The organism is Paenibacillus sp. FSL W8-1187, assembly GCF_037965485.1.
GTDB lineage: Bacteria > Bacillota > Bacilli > Paenibacillales > Paenibacillaceae > Paenibacillus_O > Paenibacillus_O pasadenensis.
Genome location: NZ_CP150181.1, coordinates 4,113,765 through 4,127,319 on the forward strand (window position 1 = coordinate 4,113,765; position 13,555 = coordinate 4,127,319).

At 66.3% G+C, this 13,555-nt stretch carries 10 protein-coding genes; 6 read left to right on the forward strand and 4 right to left on the reverse strand.

Annotation, left to right across the window (positions count from 1 at the left end):
- Positions 1-8: 8 nt before the first annotated feature.
- A complete protein-coding gene (locus tag NYE40_RS17785) occupies positions 9-1,007 on the forward strand; it encodes a LacI family DNA-binding transcriptional regulator (protein WP_028599171.1) in 999 nt (332 codons plus the stop codon).
- Between the two features lie 149 nt (positions 1,008-1,156).
- Positions 1,157-2,557: a glucuronate isomerase gene (gene uxaC / locus NYE40_RS17790; RefSeq protein WP_043111406.1), complete on the forward strand. Its 1,401-nt coding sequence runs from the start codon at positions 1,157-1,159 to the stop codon at positions 2,555-2,557.
- A gap of 560 nt (positions 2,558-3,117) precedes the next feature.
- Here uxaC and NYE40_RS17795 read toward each other — a convergent pair.
- A complete protein-coding gene (locus NYE40_RS17795; protein ID WP_052333308.1) occupies positions 3,118-5,646 on the reverse strand; it encodes a diguanylate cyclase in 2,529 nt (842 codons plus the stop codon).
- Positions 5,647-5,715: 69 nt separating this feature from the next.
- Positions 5,716-6,303 (reverse strand): biliverdin-producing heme oxygenase, encoded by a 588-nt coding sequence (locus NYE40_RS17800; protein ID WP_180968387.1) that lies wholly within the window; start codon positions 6,301-6,303, stop codon positions 5,716-5,718.
- Between the two features lie 194 nt (positions 6,304-6,497).
- On the opposite strand from NYE40_RS17800, the gene NYE40_RS17805 reads away from it, so the two are divergent.
- On the forward strand, positions 6,498-6,965 hold the full coding sequence (locus NYE40_RS17805) for a hypothetical protein (protein ID WP_101808006.1): 468 nt from the start codon (positions 6,498-6,500) through the stop codon (positions 6,963-6,965).
- 112 nt (positions 6,966-7,077) lie between these two features.
- Here the strand turns inward: NYE40_RS17805 and NYE40_RS17810 are convergent, their stop codons facing one another.
- On the reverse strand, positions 7,078-7,461 hold the full coding sequence (locus NYE40_RS17810; protein ID WP_028599175.1) for a DUF423 domain-containing protein: 384 nt from the start codon (positions 7,459-7,461) through the stop codon (positions 7,078-7,080).
- A 181-nt stretch (positions 7,462-7,642) separates the two neighbouring features.
- On the opposite strand from NYE40_RS17810, the gene yhbH reads away from it, so the two are divergent.
- Entirely contained in the window at positions 7,643-8,788 is a 1,146-nt protein-coding gene (gene yhbH, locus NYE40_RS17815; protein WP_028599176.1) for a sporulation protein YhbH, read from the forward strand.
- Positions 8,789-8,924: 136 nt separating this feature from the next.
- Here yhbH and NYE40_RS17820 read toward each other — a convergent pair whose 3' ends face one another.
- Complete coding sequence (locus tag NYE40_RS17820) at positions 8,925-9,026, reverse strand: hypothetical protein (RefSeq protein WP_028599177.1); 102 nt, start codon at positions 9,024-9,026, stop codon at positions 8,925-8,927.
- Between the two features lie 122 nt (positions 9,027-9,148).
- Here NYE40_RS17820 and NYE40_RS17825 point away from each other — a divergent pair, with 122 nt between their 5' ends.
- Both NYE40_RS17825 and NYE40_RS17830 read left to right on the forward strand, forming a co-directional pair.
- On the forward strand, positions 9,149-11,212 hold the full coding sequence (locus tag NYE40_RS17825; RefSeq protein WP_101808007.1) for a prenyltransferase/squalene oxidase repeat-containing protein: 2,064 nt from the start codon (positions 9,149-9,151) through the stop codon (positions 11,210-11,212).
- A 199-nt stretch (positions 11,213-11,411) separates the two neighbouring features.
- Positions 11,412-13,490 (forward strand): serine hydrolase domain-containing protein, encoded by a 2,079-nt coding sequence (locus tag NYE40_RS17830; RefSeq protein WP_101808008.1) that lies wholly within the window; start codon positions 11,412-11,414, stop codon positions 13,488-13,490.
- Positions 13,491-13,555: the final 65 nt, after the last annotated feature.

Genomic DNA, 13,555 nt, shown 5'->3' on the forward strand with positions numbered 1-13,555 from the left:
ACGACAGCATGGTCACCATCAAGGACATCGCCCGCGCGGCCGGAGTCTCCCACACGACCGTCTCGCGGGCGCTCGGCGGCAGCCCGCAGATCAAGCGCGAGACGCGCGAGCGCATCGCCCGCATCGCCGCCGACATGAACTACGCGCCGAACTTCAGCGCCAAGAGCCTCGTCCAGCGCAGGACGTACACGATCGGCCTGTTCTTCTCCAGCATCGCGCAAGGCACGTCGGCCAGCTTCCTCGCCGAGGCGCTCCGAGGCATCCGCCAGCAGATCGGCGAGGACTACCTGCTGTCCGTAGCCGGCCTCGACATGATGGAGCATTACGACTCCGTCACGCCGCAGCGCTACGACGGCATCCTGCTGATGAGCCAGAGCGACGCGGACAACGGCTTCATCTACCATGTCCGGCAGGCGTCGCTGCCGCTCGTCGTGCTCAACCGCCAGCTGGACGATCCCAGCGTCGCGACGGTGTCGGCCAGCGACCGGGACGGCGTCGCCGCAGCGGTCGCCTACGCGGCCGCCAGAGGCCATCGCCGCTTCGCGCTGATCGAGGGACGAAGCGGCTTCCGCTCGACCGCGCAGCGCCGGGCCGGCTACATCGACGGGCTCATCCGCCACGGCCTGCCGCTGTGCGAGGAATGCTTCGTCCAGGGCGACTACGGCCCCGAAAGCGGCCATGCCGCCATGCTCCGCCTGCTGGAGCTGGAGGAGCGCCCAAGCGTCGTCATCTGCTCCAACGACGACATGGCGATCGGCGCGATGAACGCCTGTTATGCCCAGGGCGTCGCGATTCCCTCCGGGATGTCGCTGATCGGGTTCGACGACATCCCCTATGCGCGTTATGCCAGCCCGGCGCTGACGACCGTCGGCCGTCCCGTGGCGGAGATCGCCCGGCTCGGAGCGGAGCAGCTGCTGGCGCTCATGCGCGATCCGTCGCTCGCGGCGTCCCAGCTGCTGGTGAAGACCGAGCTGATGGCGAGGGACAGCGTGGCGGACCTGCGGTAGCGTCCGCTTTTTGCAGCAAGATGTTAACGTGTGCGAAATCGGAACCGAAACACGGAACGCCTTCCGAGACCGTCCCGGAACGTCCCCCTTCAATACCGGCGTGACGCTGCAGGCACGCCGATCCTCAATCGACAAGGAGCGATATTGCGATGAGCTTTCTGAACGACGACTTCCTGCTGACGACCGGCACCGCGCGCCGCCTGTACCACGATCATGCCGCAGGCCAGCCGATCATCGACTACCACTGCCATCTCGATCCGAAAGAGATCTACGAAGACAAGCCGTTCCGCAGCCTGACCGAAGCCTGGCTCGCCGGCGACCACTACAAGTGGCGGCTGATGCGCGCGAACGGCATCCCCGAGGAGCTCATCACCGGCGACGCGCCGGACTACGACAAGTTCCTCGCCTGGGCGCGCACGCTTCCGCTCGCCGTCGGCAATCCGCTCTACAGCTGGACGCATCTGGAGCTGCGGCGCTTTTTCGGCATCGACGAGCTGCTCAGCGAGCGGACCGCCCCGGATATCTGGGAGCGCGCGAACGCTCTGCTGGCCACCGATGCGTTCCGCCGGCGCAGCCTGATCAAGCGCTCGCAGGTGCGCGTCATCTGCACGACCGACGATCCCGCCGACAGCCTCGAGTTTCATCGCCTGCTGCGCGAGGAGGAGAGCGAGTTCTCCGTCTATCCGACCTTCCGTCCGGACAAGGCGCTGAACATCCATGCCGAGGGCTTCGCCTCGTGGATCGGACGGCTGGAGCAGGCGTCGGGAGCGGCGGTCGGCAGCTATGCGGAGCTGGTGCAGGCGCTGCGGGCGCGGGTCGGCTTTTTCCATGAGCAGGGCTGCCGGCTGTCGGATCATGCGCTCGATACGCTCGCCTATGGCGAGGCGGGGCCGGAGGAGCTGGAGCGGATCTTCGCCAAAGGCATCCGCGACGAGCAGCTGGAAGAGTCGGAGAAGACCGCCTACCGGACGGCGCTGCTGCTCGAGCTGATCGCCATGTACGAGGCTCAGGGCTGGACGATGCAGCTGCATATCCATGCCAGCCGCAACAACAACACCCCGATGGGCCGCCGCCTCGGCCCGGACACCGGCTTCGACGCGATCCAGGACGGGCCGCTGGCCGCCGCGCTGTCCCGGCTGCTCGACCGGGCCGAGACGTCGAGCGGCCTGCCGCGGACGATCCTCTACTCGCTCAATCCGAACGATTATCCGGCGCTGCTCGCGCTCATGGGCTGCTTCCAGAAGGACGTGCCCGGCAAGATGCAGCTCGGCTCCGGCTGGTGGTACAACGATACGCGCGAAGGGATGCGCCGCCAGCTGACGCTGCTCGCCGACCACGGCCTGCTCGGCCGCTTTGTCGGCATGCTGACCGACTCGCGCAGCTTCCTCTCCTACACGCGGCACGAATACTTCCGGCGCGTGCTGTGCGAGCTGCTCGGCGAGTACGCCGCCCGCGGCGAAGCGCCGGACGACGCCGAGACGCTCGGCGCGCTCGTGCGCGACATCTCCTACGGCAACGCCGCTCGTTACTTCGGCTTCGGCGAAGGCTGAAGCTGGACGCGAAAGGCCGCCGGCCTCCCAGCGATTGCTTGGGAGGCCGGCGGTTTTTTTGCTTTTGCGCCTGTTTGGCGCTATTCGCGCTATTCGTGCTATTGGGCCTTTTGCGCGCTGCTTGTGACGGTGTCACGAGGGTTGAATCCCAAGGCACATTTATGCCTTGGATTCGACGAGTCGGCCGGCGGTCCGCAATCCAAGGCACATTTATGCCTTGGATCCGACGAGTCGGCCGGCGGTCCGCAATCCAGGGCACATTTGTGCCTTGGATTCGACGAGTCGGCCGGCGGTCCGCAATCCAAGGCACATTTATGCCTTGGATTCGACGAGTCGGCCTGCGTCCGGCAATCCAAGGCACATTTATGCCTTGGATTCGACGAGTCGGCCTGCGTCCGGCAATCCAAGGCACATTTATGCCTTGGATTCGACGAGTCGGCCCGCCTTGGACTTCCCCGCTCGTTTCACTCTATCGCCGGCGGCGATCAGCTCCGACGCCGCCACAGCCTCTGGCTGCCGCGCGCTGCGAACGCGCGCCGCTGCCGGATCGCGGCCGCGGCCTACTGCGGCGAGGCGCTCGCGCCGCGGCCCGTGCCGGCGGCCTTCGCCTGCCGCAGCGCCTCCTGCGCCGCCTGCAGCAGCTGCGCGGAGGCTTGGCCGTCGGCCGGCCGCGCCGTCGCCGCGCCCGTGCCGACGGAGATGAAGCCGCCGCTCGCGCCGTCGCGCGGAATCTGCAGCGACAGCACGCTGCTGCGGATCTCCTCCGCCAGACGCGCCGCGGCCTCCTCGTCTTCGCGCAGCTTCAGCACGAACGTATCGCCCGTGATTCTGGCCAAATAAGCTCCATGCTGCTTGGAGATGACGCCGAGAGCGTCAGCGACCCACTGCAGGCACAAGTCGCCGCCGCGGAAGCCGTGCAGCGCGTTGTACGACCGGAAATCGTCGATGTCGACGAGCAGCAGCGACAGCGGCTCGCCGGTCCGCTCCGGCTCGTCCCAGTCGGCTTCCAGATCCCGCTCGAACGTAAGCCGGCTCGGCAGGTCGGTGAGCGAATCGCTCGTCACATAGCTTTCCAGCTGGCTCGCGATATGGGAGAAATTCTCCTTTTGCTCGGGCTCCGCCTTGACTTCCTTGGCGATGACCATCGCGGACGGCTCTCCGCCGTGGATGACGGAGGCCAGCGTCAGATCCAGCTCGACCGGACCGCTCCCCTTGGGCAGGAACGTCCCCCGATACGAGTCCAAAAGGGCGACGTTCTCGCCCAGGCTGTCCAGCCGCGCCCCGAGCTCGCCTCGTCCCTGCTCGTCGAAGAAGTCGAGGAATCCGGCCCCTTCCAGCTCCCGGGCCGACTTGCAGCCGAGCAGCTCCGCCGCCTGGCCGTTGGCGTATACGACGCGCCCGCCCGTGACGGTCAGGAACGGAACCGGAGAGTACTCCATCAGCTGCAGATAGCGGTTCTCGTTGTCGCGAAGCACGCGGGCGTTCTGCAGCGCCTGCTCCTCGGCCTGCACGAGCTGATGCTCCGTCTCGCGCTGTACGATCGACTTCAGCTCCTGCAGCGCGCTCAGCTCCGATTCCTTCCACGGCTCCGACTTGCCCTTGATGACCTCTCGCCATTTTTCGAAGGACTTGCGCGGAGAGAGCCGCAAGCCGTCATCGGCCTGGATGACCGCCTTGGCCGGATCTCCCGCCCACTCGACGACCTCCACCTGCTCCGGACGGAACCAGAGGATGTAATGCTGCAGGCCGGGCGACAGCGCGAGGAACACCGCTCCCGCCGCCTTGTCCGCATAAGCGGCGGCGGGAGCGTATTCCTGGCCGAGCCTGGACGTATGGTACGCGTAGTCGGCCGACTGCGCTCCCATCCATCCGGCCAGCTCGCGCACCTGCGAGGCCGTCGGCGTCCTGCCGAACAGCTGCAGCTTGTCGCGGAAGCAGACGGCGGCGCCGCTCGCTCCGAGCAGCTCGAGCAGCTGCCGCTGGCTCTGCTCCACCTTCTGCATCGTCCGCAGCGCATTGCCGCCCGCGAACAGGCCGGTGAGCCGGGACGCGGCGGAGCGGGTGCTCAGCGTCCGCTCGTACTCCTCCAGCTGCTGGCGCTGGTACAGCTCGTTCGAGAAAAACGCGCCGAGAAAGTTGCACAGGCTCCGCACCCGATGCGGAACGTACTTGGGCGAATAGTGGTGGCAGGTGATGAGGCCCCACAGCTCGCCGTCGTGGATGAGCGAGATCGTCGTCGTCGCCGCGACGCCCATGTTGCCCAAGTATTCGATATGGAGCGGAGACACGCTGCGCAGGGAGGACAGGCTGAGGTTGAGCGGCTTGCCGGTGAGCGGCTGCACCGTCGGCACGATGGCCGAGGGCTCGTACCGGACGTCGACGATCGTCCGCAGCCAGTTGCGCAAGTACAGCGCGCGCGCCTGCTTCGGAATGTCGGAGGCCGGATAGTGATGGCCGAGGAACGGCTCCAGCCCTTCTTCCTTGGCTTCGGCAATGACCTTGCCGTTCCAGTCCGCATCGAACTCGTAGATCATGACGCGGTCGTAGCCGAGCATCTCCTTGACCTGCTCGGCTGCCGCCTGGCTCGCCTCGATCCGGCTCGACGCCTGCTTGATCCGGGAAAAGAACGTATTGATCCACTGGAAATCGTGAAGCGAAGGGCCGAGCTCCTCCTCGCACGGCTCCAGCTCCAGGATGAGCAGCCCTTCGCTCACATGGACGATGCCGGTGAACGTCATCCGGCTGCCGTCGGCGCGCGAGACCGGGACGGCGACATAATGGAGGTCCGCCGTCATCGTCGCGTCCGGATCCGTGCTTGCGATCTGCTCCGCCTTGTCCTGGCCGACGAGGCGCTCGAGAGGCTGCCCGATCAGCTCCTCCGCCGGATAGCCGAACAGCTCCAGCGTGCTGCGGCTCGCCTGCACGATGAGCGGCCGCTCGTCCCGCGTCACCGCCAGCAGCGCCCCGTGGGGCTGGATGCTGCCGGGAATATGGATCGGCTCCTTGTCGCAGTTCGTCAGGTCGATCTGCGCACCGTGCTCGTACTCTCCCTCGTCCAGAAGAGTCCGGTCCAGCGTCCCCTCCTCCATGCTTGCTCGTTCCTTCTTGATGGGAATTCTCCTCCTCGGCGGTTGGATTCGCGGAACGCGCGGCGTCCGTCAGGCGGAGGCGGCGACCCAGCGCTCCAGCAGGGCGAACGTCTCCTTGGCGGCGGCGATCGTCTCTTCCTCGCGTCCCGCCGCTCCCTGCTCGATGATGCTCCTCATCTCCAGCCAGCGGCTGCGGGTGTCGTCTCCGTAGGCGCGGAAATAAGCGAGTCCCCGGTCCTCGTCCAGCCCGAGGCTGGCCGCCAGCTTGCGGGAAATGATCTGTCCGCCGAGAGTGGAGCCCTCCAGGACGTACAGATAGCCGAGCTTGCGCGCCGGATCGGACAAGTCGGGCAGCTCCGCGCAGCGCGGAATGGCGCCGAGCTCCTCCCTCGACAACCCCAGCTTCTCGAGATCGCTTTCAAGCAGCGGCGCCTTTTGCCGAACGGCCGCCTCGAGGCCGAGCGACTCCAGCTCCGCATCGGGATAGATCCGCTCCTCCGCCGGCTGGATGAAGCCGTAGAACAGCTCCAGATAGCGGCGATAGCCCGCCGCATCCAGCGTGCCTTCCATGATCGCCCGAGCATACCGGTTCTCCTCCATGCGCTCGTGCTCCTCCGCGGTCTGGCCGCGAAGCCGTTCCATGATCGATTGGCCCATGATCCACCTCTTCCTTAACCGCCTCGGCGGAAATGTCGCTGCCGTACATCCCGGCATGGAGCGAGAAAAAACGTCCATTCACCCATCCCACCATATTCAAAGAGAGCCTTGAAATGCCGAGAAAAATAGGACTATATGTTCAACAATTCCAATGATATAGTTAATGAACTATCTCAATCAAGTACGGAGGAACTATGGCTATCAAGAATGGAAAAGGACTCCATACCTATTCTTTCCAGACCGATCTGGTCGTCGAGGCAAGCACCCGCGATGCGGCCGAGGCGCTGCTCAGGCAGCGCCTCGACGAGGCGGGGCTCGACCGCTACCGGATCGGCAAAGGAACCCTCATCGGCTTCTCGCTCCTGCCCGACACCGACGCCCCTGCCGCATCCGGCGCCGCGACCGTCCCGGCCGCGCCCGTCCCGACCCCGGGCCAGCCTGCCGACGGCCTGCGCGATCTCGCGCTCGATCTGATCCGGCGCTGCGTCGATGACGGACGCCTCGTACGGCTCAGCATCAACCGCGGCAAAGGCGTGCGGCTGAGCGTGCCTTGCCGGATCTTGCGCTGGGACGAGCCGTCCTCGCTGCTGACCGTCTACCATGTCGACGAGAAGCAGGTGTACACGTTCGGCATCGGCGAGATCGACGACTTCCTGCTGTAGCCGCCGGCTGGCGGCTGGCGGCCCGAACCTTTTCCCAACTCAAAAGACCTTGCCTCGATGCTTGTCCGAGGCAAGGTCTTCTTTTTTAAAGCATGAGGGCCGATGCGGCAGATCAGCCTTCTCCCCTCGCCCTCCAGGCGCTCCAGGCGGCGATCCCCCAGGCGGCGATGAAGCAGACGCCTCCGATCGGCGTAATCGCGCCGAGCCAGGTGACGCCGCTCAGGACGAGGACGTACAGGCTGCCGGAGAAGATCCAGATGCCGGCCTGCATGAGGCGGCCGGCGAGGCGGAGCGGCCTCCGGTCGCCGAGCTTGCTCGCGGCGAAGGCGAGCAGGATGAGGCCGATCGCATGGTACATCTGATAGCGCACGCCCGTTTCAAAAATCTCGAGCCGGTCCGGCTCCACATGAGCCTCCAGCCCATGGGCGCCGAAAGCGCCGAGAGCGACGCCCGCAAGAGCGTAAAGGGCGCCGAAGGCGACGTAGCGGGGAAACATCGGTTGGACTCACCTCTTCTGTCGTCCCGGAAGGAACGGATTCTACCGTAGTATAGCACAACCCGCCGGCGCCGGTCCCGTCCGCGCCGCCCGGCGCTCCGTCATGATCGTCCTCCATCTGAATATACTTGGAGAACAGGTCCGGCGGACTCTGAATATCGAACGAAGCGGGGTGAGCGGCATGACGGAACCGTTGTTCATCGTCTCGCGCGAGGACTGGTCCCTGCACCGCAAGGGCTATCAGGACCAGACCCGGCATCAGCAGAAGGTCCGCGAGGCCATCAAGAAAAACCTCAAGGACATCGTCAGCGACGAGAGCATCATCCTGTCGAACGGCAGGGAGACGGTCAAGGTGCCGGTGAAGAGCATCGACGAGTACCGGTTCGTGTACAACTACAACAAGAAGCAGCATGTCGGACAAGGCGACGGCGACTCGCAGGTCGGCGACGTGCTCGGCGTCGATCCGAGCTCGGCCAAGGGCTCCGGCAAGGGCCAGGGCGCGGGCGACCAGGCGGGCGAGGATTATTTCGAGACCGAGGTCACGATGGATGAGCTGGAGGATCTGCTGTTCGAGGAGCTGGAGCTCCCCCGGCTGGAGCAAAAGCAGAAGGAGAACGTGCAGGCGGCCGACGTCGTCTTTCAGGATATCCGCAAGAAGGGCATCATGAGCAACATCGACAAGAAGCGGACGTTGCTCGAGAACCTGCGCCGCAACGCGGGCAGCGGACGCAAGGGCATCGGCGGCATCACGCCCGAGGACCTTCGCTACAAGACGTGGCAGGAGGTCATGAAGCCCCACTCCAACGCGGTCGTGCTGGCGCTCATGGACACGAGCGGATCGATGGGCTCGTTCGAGAAATATTGCGCGCGCAGCTTCTTCTTCTGGATGACGAAGTTCCTGCGGCGCAAGTACGAGCATGTGGAGATCGTCTTCGTCGCCCACCATACCGAGGCGAAGGAGGTGACCGAGGACGAGTTCTTCACGCGCGGCGAGAGCGGCGGCACGATCTGCTCGTCCGCCTATCAGAAGGCGCTCGACATCATCGACAGCCGCTATCCGACCGCGAACTGGAACATCTACCCGTTCCACTTTTCCGATGGCGACAACCTGACCTCCGACAACGAGAAATGCGTCAAGCTGATCGACGAGCTGATGAAGCGCTCGAACCTGTTCGGCTACGGCGAGGTGAACCAGTACAACCGCAGCAGCACGCTCATGTCCGCCTACAAGCATATCCAGGACAAAAAATTCCTGTTCTCCGTCATCCGCGACAAGAGCGAGGTGTACGACGCGCTCAAGAAGTTTTTCGCCAAGCCCGCCGGCTGAGCCCGGCGCCCCGCCTGTCCGCCGGCGTCCGGCATGAAAAAGGGCTGCGCCCTTCCGCGACCTGCATGCAGGTCGCGGAAGATGCGCAGCCCTTTGGCTGGCGGGATGCGGCGCGCCGGGCTTCAGCCCCGAGGCGCTACACCAGGAAGATGCGGCTGATGATGACGAGAAGAATGAAAAGGACGAGGATGACGCTCGTGCTGGTCCAGCCTGCCCCGGCTCCTGCAGCATATGACATGGATGCTTCACTCCTTTTGCCTTGAATAGTCCAGCATATGCCCGGTTCGGGCGTTTGCTCTGGACGCATGCCCATGCCCTTGCAGCCGGAACGATCCGATCTTGAAAGGAGGCCTGAACGCCATGTCCGACCCGGCCCGCCTCGCCTCGGCCGCCATCTCGAGGCTGCAGCAGGAGCTGCTCCGCAGCCAGAGCGGCGACGGCGCCTGGAGAATGATATGCGAAAGCGGCGTCATGAGCGACGCCTACCTGCTCATCCTGCTGCAGGCGCTCGGACGCCCGCCGCAGGACGAGGAGCTGATCCGCCGCATCGCCGCGCGCATCGCCTCGCTGCAGCACGAGGACGGCGGCTGGCGGCTGCATGCCGATCAGCGCGAAGGCCATCTGGAGTCGAGCGTGGAGGCGTATTACGCGCTGCTCGCGAGCGGCGCGCTGGAATACGGCGATCCCGCGCTCGTCCACGCCCGCCGCTTCATTCTCGAGCGGGGCGGCCTGACCCGCGTGCGGGCGATGATGACGCAGGTGCTGCTGGCGATGACGGGCCAGCTGCCGTGGCCCAAGGAGCTGCGGCTGCCGGTCGAGGCGCTGCTCGCCCCCTCCTGGCTGCCGCTGTCGCTGTTCGACCTGTCCGGCCACGCGCGCGCCCATCTCGTGCCGGTGCTCATGCTCAGCTCCGGCTCGTTCCGCCTCGGCGAGGGCCGGCTGCCGCAGCTGACGGAGCTGATCGCCGGCGAGGACCGCGGCTTTTCGCTGCCGACGCTGCTGCCCGAGCCGCTCGCCGGCATGCTGCAGGCGATGGCGGACGGCCACACGCCGCTCTACCCGGCCTCGCTGGAGCGCGCCGAGCGCTACCTGCTGGAGCGGATCGAGCCGAACGGCACGCTGCTCACGTACTCGACCGCCACGATGCTCATGGTCGCGGCGCTGCTGTCGATCGGCTACGATCCCGGCGACGAGACGATCCGGCGCGCGCTGGACGGCGTCCGCTCGCTCGTCTGGCAGGAGCCGGAAGAGGCCGAGGCTGTGGAAATCGCGGCGGCGGCGGCGGCCACGGGAACGGCATCGGCACCTCCGGAGCATGCCGCGGCCGGCCCGGCGCCGCAGCCGGAGCGAGCGCATCTGCAGATCGCCGACTCCGCGCTGTGGGATACGGCCATGATCGCCAATGCCCTCCTGGAAAGCGGCATGCCCCCCGAAGCGGACGCGATCCAGCGGGCCGCCCGCTGGGTCGCCGCCCGGCAGCAGAGCGAGGCCGGCGACTGGCGGCGCCGCGTTCCCGGCGTCAAGCCGGGCGGCTGGGGCTTCAGCGCCGTCAACACGCGCTATCCCGATGTCGACGATACGACGGCGGCGCTGCTGCTGCTGCAGCGGGCGGCAGGCAAGAGCGGCGGCGCTCCGTACTGGAGCGAGGCCGCGCAGGAGCGCGGCAGCCGCTGGGCCTGGGCGCTGCAAAACCGCAGCGGCGGCTGGCCGGCGTTCGAGCGCGAGTCGGGCAGCCCGCTCATCGGGCTGATCCAGTTCGAGCAAAGCGCGCAGATCGTAACCGATCCGCCGACCGTCGACCTGACCGCGCGCACGCTCCAGTGGGCGGCGCTGGCCTCCGCCCCGCTGCCGGGCTGGCTCGCCGCCGCGCTGCAGGCGGAGGACGACGATGCGGAAACGGCCGCCGCCGCTGCCGCCGTGCGCCGGGCCTGCGCATGGATCGTCTCGCAGCAGGACCGCGACGGCAGCTGGGCCGGACGCTGGGGCATCTGCCGCGTGCACGGCACCGGCGCGGCGCTGGCCGGCCTGCTCGCCGTCAAGGCGCCCCGCTCGGCGTCCGCCCTGTACCGCGGCATGCAATGGCTGCTCTCCGTGCAGAACGGCGACGGCGGCTGGGGCGAGTCCTGCGCCAGCGACGTCGAGGGCAAGTATGTGCCGCTCGGCGCCAGCACGCCTTGCCAGACCGCCTGGGCGCTGGAGGGGCTGCTCGCCCATCCGCATGCGCCGCGGGAGGCGGTCGAGCGCGGCATCGCCTGCCTGTGCGCGCTGCTCGAGGCGGACGACTGGCGCGGACGCTATCCCGCCGGCGGCGGCTTGCCGGGGCATGTATACCTGCACTACGGCAGCAGCCGCTACATCTGGCCGCTGCGCGTGCTGGCGCAGTATGTCCGGCGCTACGGCGGCGGCATGCCGGCGGAGGGCTGACACCGGGACCCCGCCCCGGCGGAGGGCCGGCTCGAGCCCCCGCCTCGGGGCGAGGGCTGCTTCGGACCTGTACTAGCCGGCAGGTCCTAGAAGGAGCCTAGAAGCTGCGACCAAACTCCTTTTTATCGCCGATCTTGAACTTTGCCGGCGCTTCAGGCGTACGAAAGATGGATCGCCTTACAAAAGGAGGGAATTTTCAATGAAAAAAAGGATCGCCTGGATGCTGGCCGCCGCGCTCGTCGCGACTCCCGTGCTGCCCGTCTCCGCGGCTCCGTCCGCCCCGCAAGGGGCCGCTCCCGCCCAAGGACAAGGACTGGAGCGGATCGCCGCGGACAAGGCAAGGCTGCTCACCGAGCAGTACGGCACGGTCAGCGTCCAGTACGCGCTCATCGACGAGGGGAGCATCGTCGTCTCCGGCCAGAACGGCAAGAACGACGAGCAAGGGAAAATTCCGCTGGCCGCGGACACGATGTACGGCATCGGCTCGGTCAGCAAGATGTTCGCCGCAGCAGCCGTCATGAAGCTGGTCGACGAGGGGAAGATCGACCTGGATGTCCCGCTCGTCCAGTACATGCCCGACTTCACGATGAAGGACGAGCGGCATAAGCAGATCACCCCGCGCATGCTGCTGAACCATTCCTCCGGACTGCCGGGCTCGAGCCTGAACAACGTGTTTCTGTTCGAGGATCCGGACTCCTACGCCCACGATACATTGCTGCAGCAGCTGGCCGAGCAAAGCCTGAAAGCCGATCCCGGCGCCTTCTCCGTCTATTGCAACGACGGCTTCACGCTCGCGGAGCTGCTCGTGGAGCGCGTGAGCGGCATCGCCTTCACCGCCTTCGTGCACCAGCATTTCACCGATCCGCTCGGCATGGAGCATACGAAGACGCCTGCGGACGGGGTCGATCCCGCCCGGATGGCGGGACTGTACTTCCCGGCGATGGCGCGGCAGCTGCCGAATGAGACGGTCAACATCTTCGGCGCAGGCGGCATCTATTCCACGGCGGAGGACCTGGCGCGGTTCTCGCAGCTGTTTACGGACGAGGAGCAGGGCATCCTCTCGGCCGAGGCGGCGGAGGCCATGGAGCAGCCCGAATACAAGAGGGGGCTGTGGCCCGAAGAAGCGGACAACAGCATCGACTACGGCCTCGGCTGGGACAGCGTCCGCCTGTATCCGTTCGGCGATTACGGCATCCAGGCGCTGACCAAGGGCGGCGACACGATGTTCTACCATGCGTCGCTCGTCGTCCTGCCGGAGCAGGACATGGCGGCGGCCGTCCTGTCCTCGGGCGGAAGCAGCTCGACCGCCCAGCTGCTGGCGAACCAGATTCTTTTGGAGGCGCTGAAGGAAAAAGGAGAAATCCCAGACATCAAGCCGGACAAATCGTTCGGCAAGCCGGCGCCGGCCCCTCTGCCGGCCGGCATGAAGAAGCTCGCCGGCTACTACGGCATGTCCGGACAGCTGGCGAAGGTCGAGCTGAAGGGCGACGGCATGTCCGTCACGCTGCCTAACGCGCCGGAATATCCCGCGGAGAAATATATGTATACGGCAGACGGAACGTTCATGGACGAAGCCGGAACCGTCAAGATCGAGCTCGTGAAGGAAACGAACGGCCAGACCTATGTCTGGGTCCGCCAGTACATTTCGGTGCCGGGACTCGGACAGACCGCGCTGTCCCACTATACGATGCAGAAGCTCGCCAGCAATCCGCTTCCCCGGGAGACGGCCTCGGCCTGGGCGAAACGGGAAGGCAAGACCTACTACCCGCTCAATGAAAAATACACGTCGATGCTCTACCTGCTGAACCCGAAGCAGGACATCCGGCGCGTCGTCGAGTTCGGCGGGTATGCGAACGACAAGCAGATCACCGGCCCGAACAGCGCCGCAAGCCGGCTGCAGATTCCCGCCATGGGCGGCCGCGATCTGGCCGCCTACCGCTTCTACCGCCAGGCCGGCGCCGAATACCTGGAATCGGCCGGAATCCGCTATATCAGCGAGGATGCGGTCAAGCCGCTGCATCCGGGCAAGCAGTCGGCCGTGACGGTGAAGCAGGACGGCCATGCCAGATGGTTCACGATTCCCGCTGCGGCAGCGGGCAAGACGATGACGGTGAAGCTGCCGGCCGCAGGCGGATTCACCGTGTATGACGCCGCTGGCCTCCCCGCAGGCAGCAGCGTCGCCATCGGCACGACCTCCGTCGCGCTGCCGGCGGGCGGAACGGTCGTCTTCGCGGGCGAGCCTGGCTCGGCGTTCGGCATCACGCTGAGCAGGAAATAAAGCTCCGCGCGAAGCTGAAGCCGATTCAACTTCATGGAAACCGAACAGGACGATGCAGAGGGAGG

What these genes read in the sequence shown, in the direction of transcription:
- NYE40_RS17785 (WP_028599171.1), top strand. Translation starts at nt 9, where the DNA reads ATGGTCACCATCAAGGACATCGCCCGCGCGGCCGGAGTCTCCCACACG.
- uxaC (WP_043111406.1), top strand. Translation starts at nt 1,157, where the DNA reads ATGAGCTTTCTGAACGACGACTTCCTGCTGACGACCGGCACCGCGCGC.
- NYE40_RS17795 (WP_052333308.1), bottom strand. Translation starts at nt 5,646, where the DNA reads ATGGAGGAGGGGACGCTGGACCGGACTCTTCTGGACGAGGGAGAGTAC.
- NYE40_RS17800 (WP_180968387.1), bottom strand. Translation starts at nt 6,303, where the DNA reads ATGGGCCAATCGATCATGGAACGGCTTCGCGGCCAGACCGCGGAGGAG.
- NYE40_RS17805 (WP_101808006.1), top strand. Translation starts at nt 6,498, where the DNA reads ATGGCTATCAAGAATGGAAAAGGACTCCATACCTATTCTTTCCAGACC.
- NYE40_RS17810 (WP_028599175.1), bottom strand. Translation starts at nt 7,461, where the DNA reads ATGTTTCCCCGCTACGTCGCCTTCGGCGCCCTTTACGCTCTTGCGGGC.
- yhbH (WP_028599176.1), top strand. Translation starts at nt 7,643, where the DNA reads ATGACGGAACCGTTGTTCATCGTCTCGCGCGAGGACTGGTCCCTGCAC.
- NYE40_RS17820 (WP_028599177.1), bottom strand. Translation starts at nt 9,026, where the DNA reads ATGTCATATGCTGCAGGAGCCGGGGCAGGCTGGACCAGCACGAGCGTC.
- NYE40_RS17825 (WP_101808007.1), top strand. Translation starts at nt 9,149, where the DNA reads ATGTCCGACCCGGCCCGCCTCGCCTCGGCCGCCATCTCGAGGCTGCAG.
- NYE40_RS17830 (WP_101808008.1), top strand. Translation starts at nt 11,412, where the DNA reads ATGAAAAAAAGGATCGCCTGGATGCTGGCCGCCGCGCTCGTCGCGACT.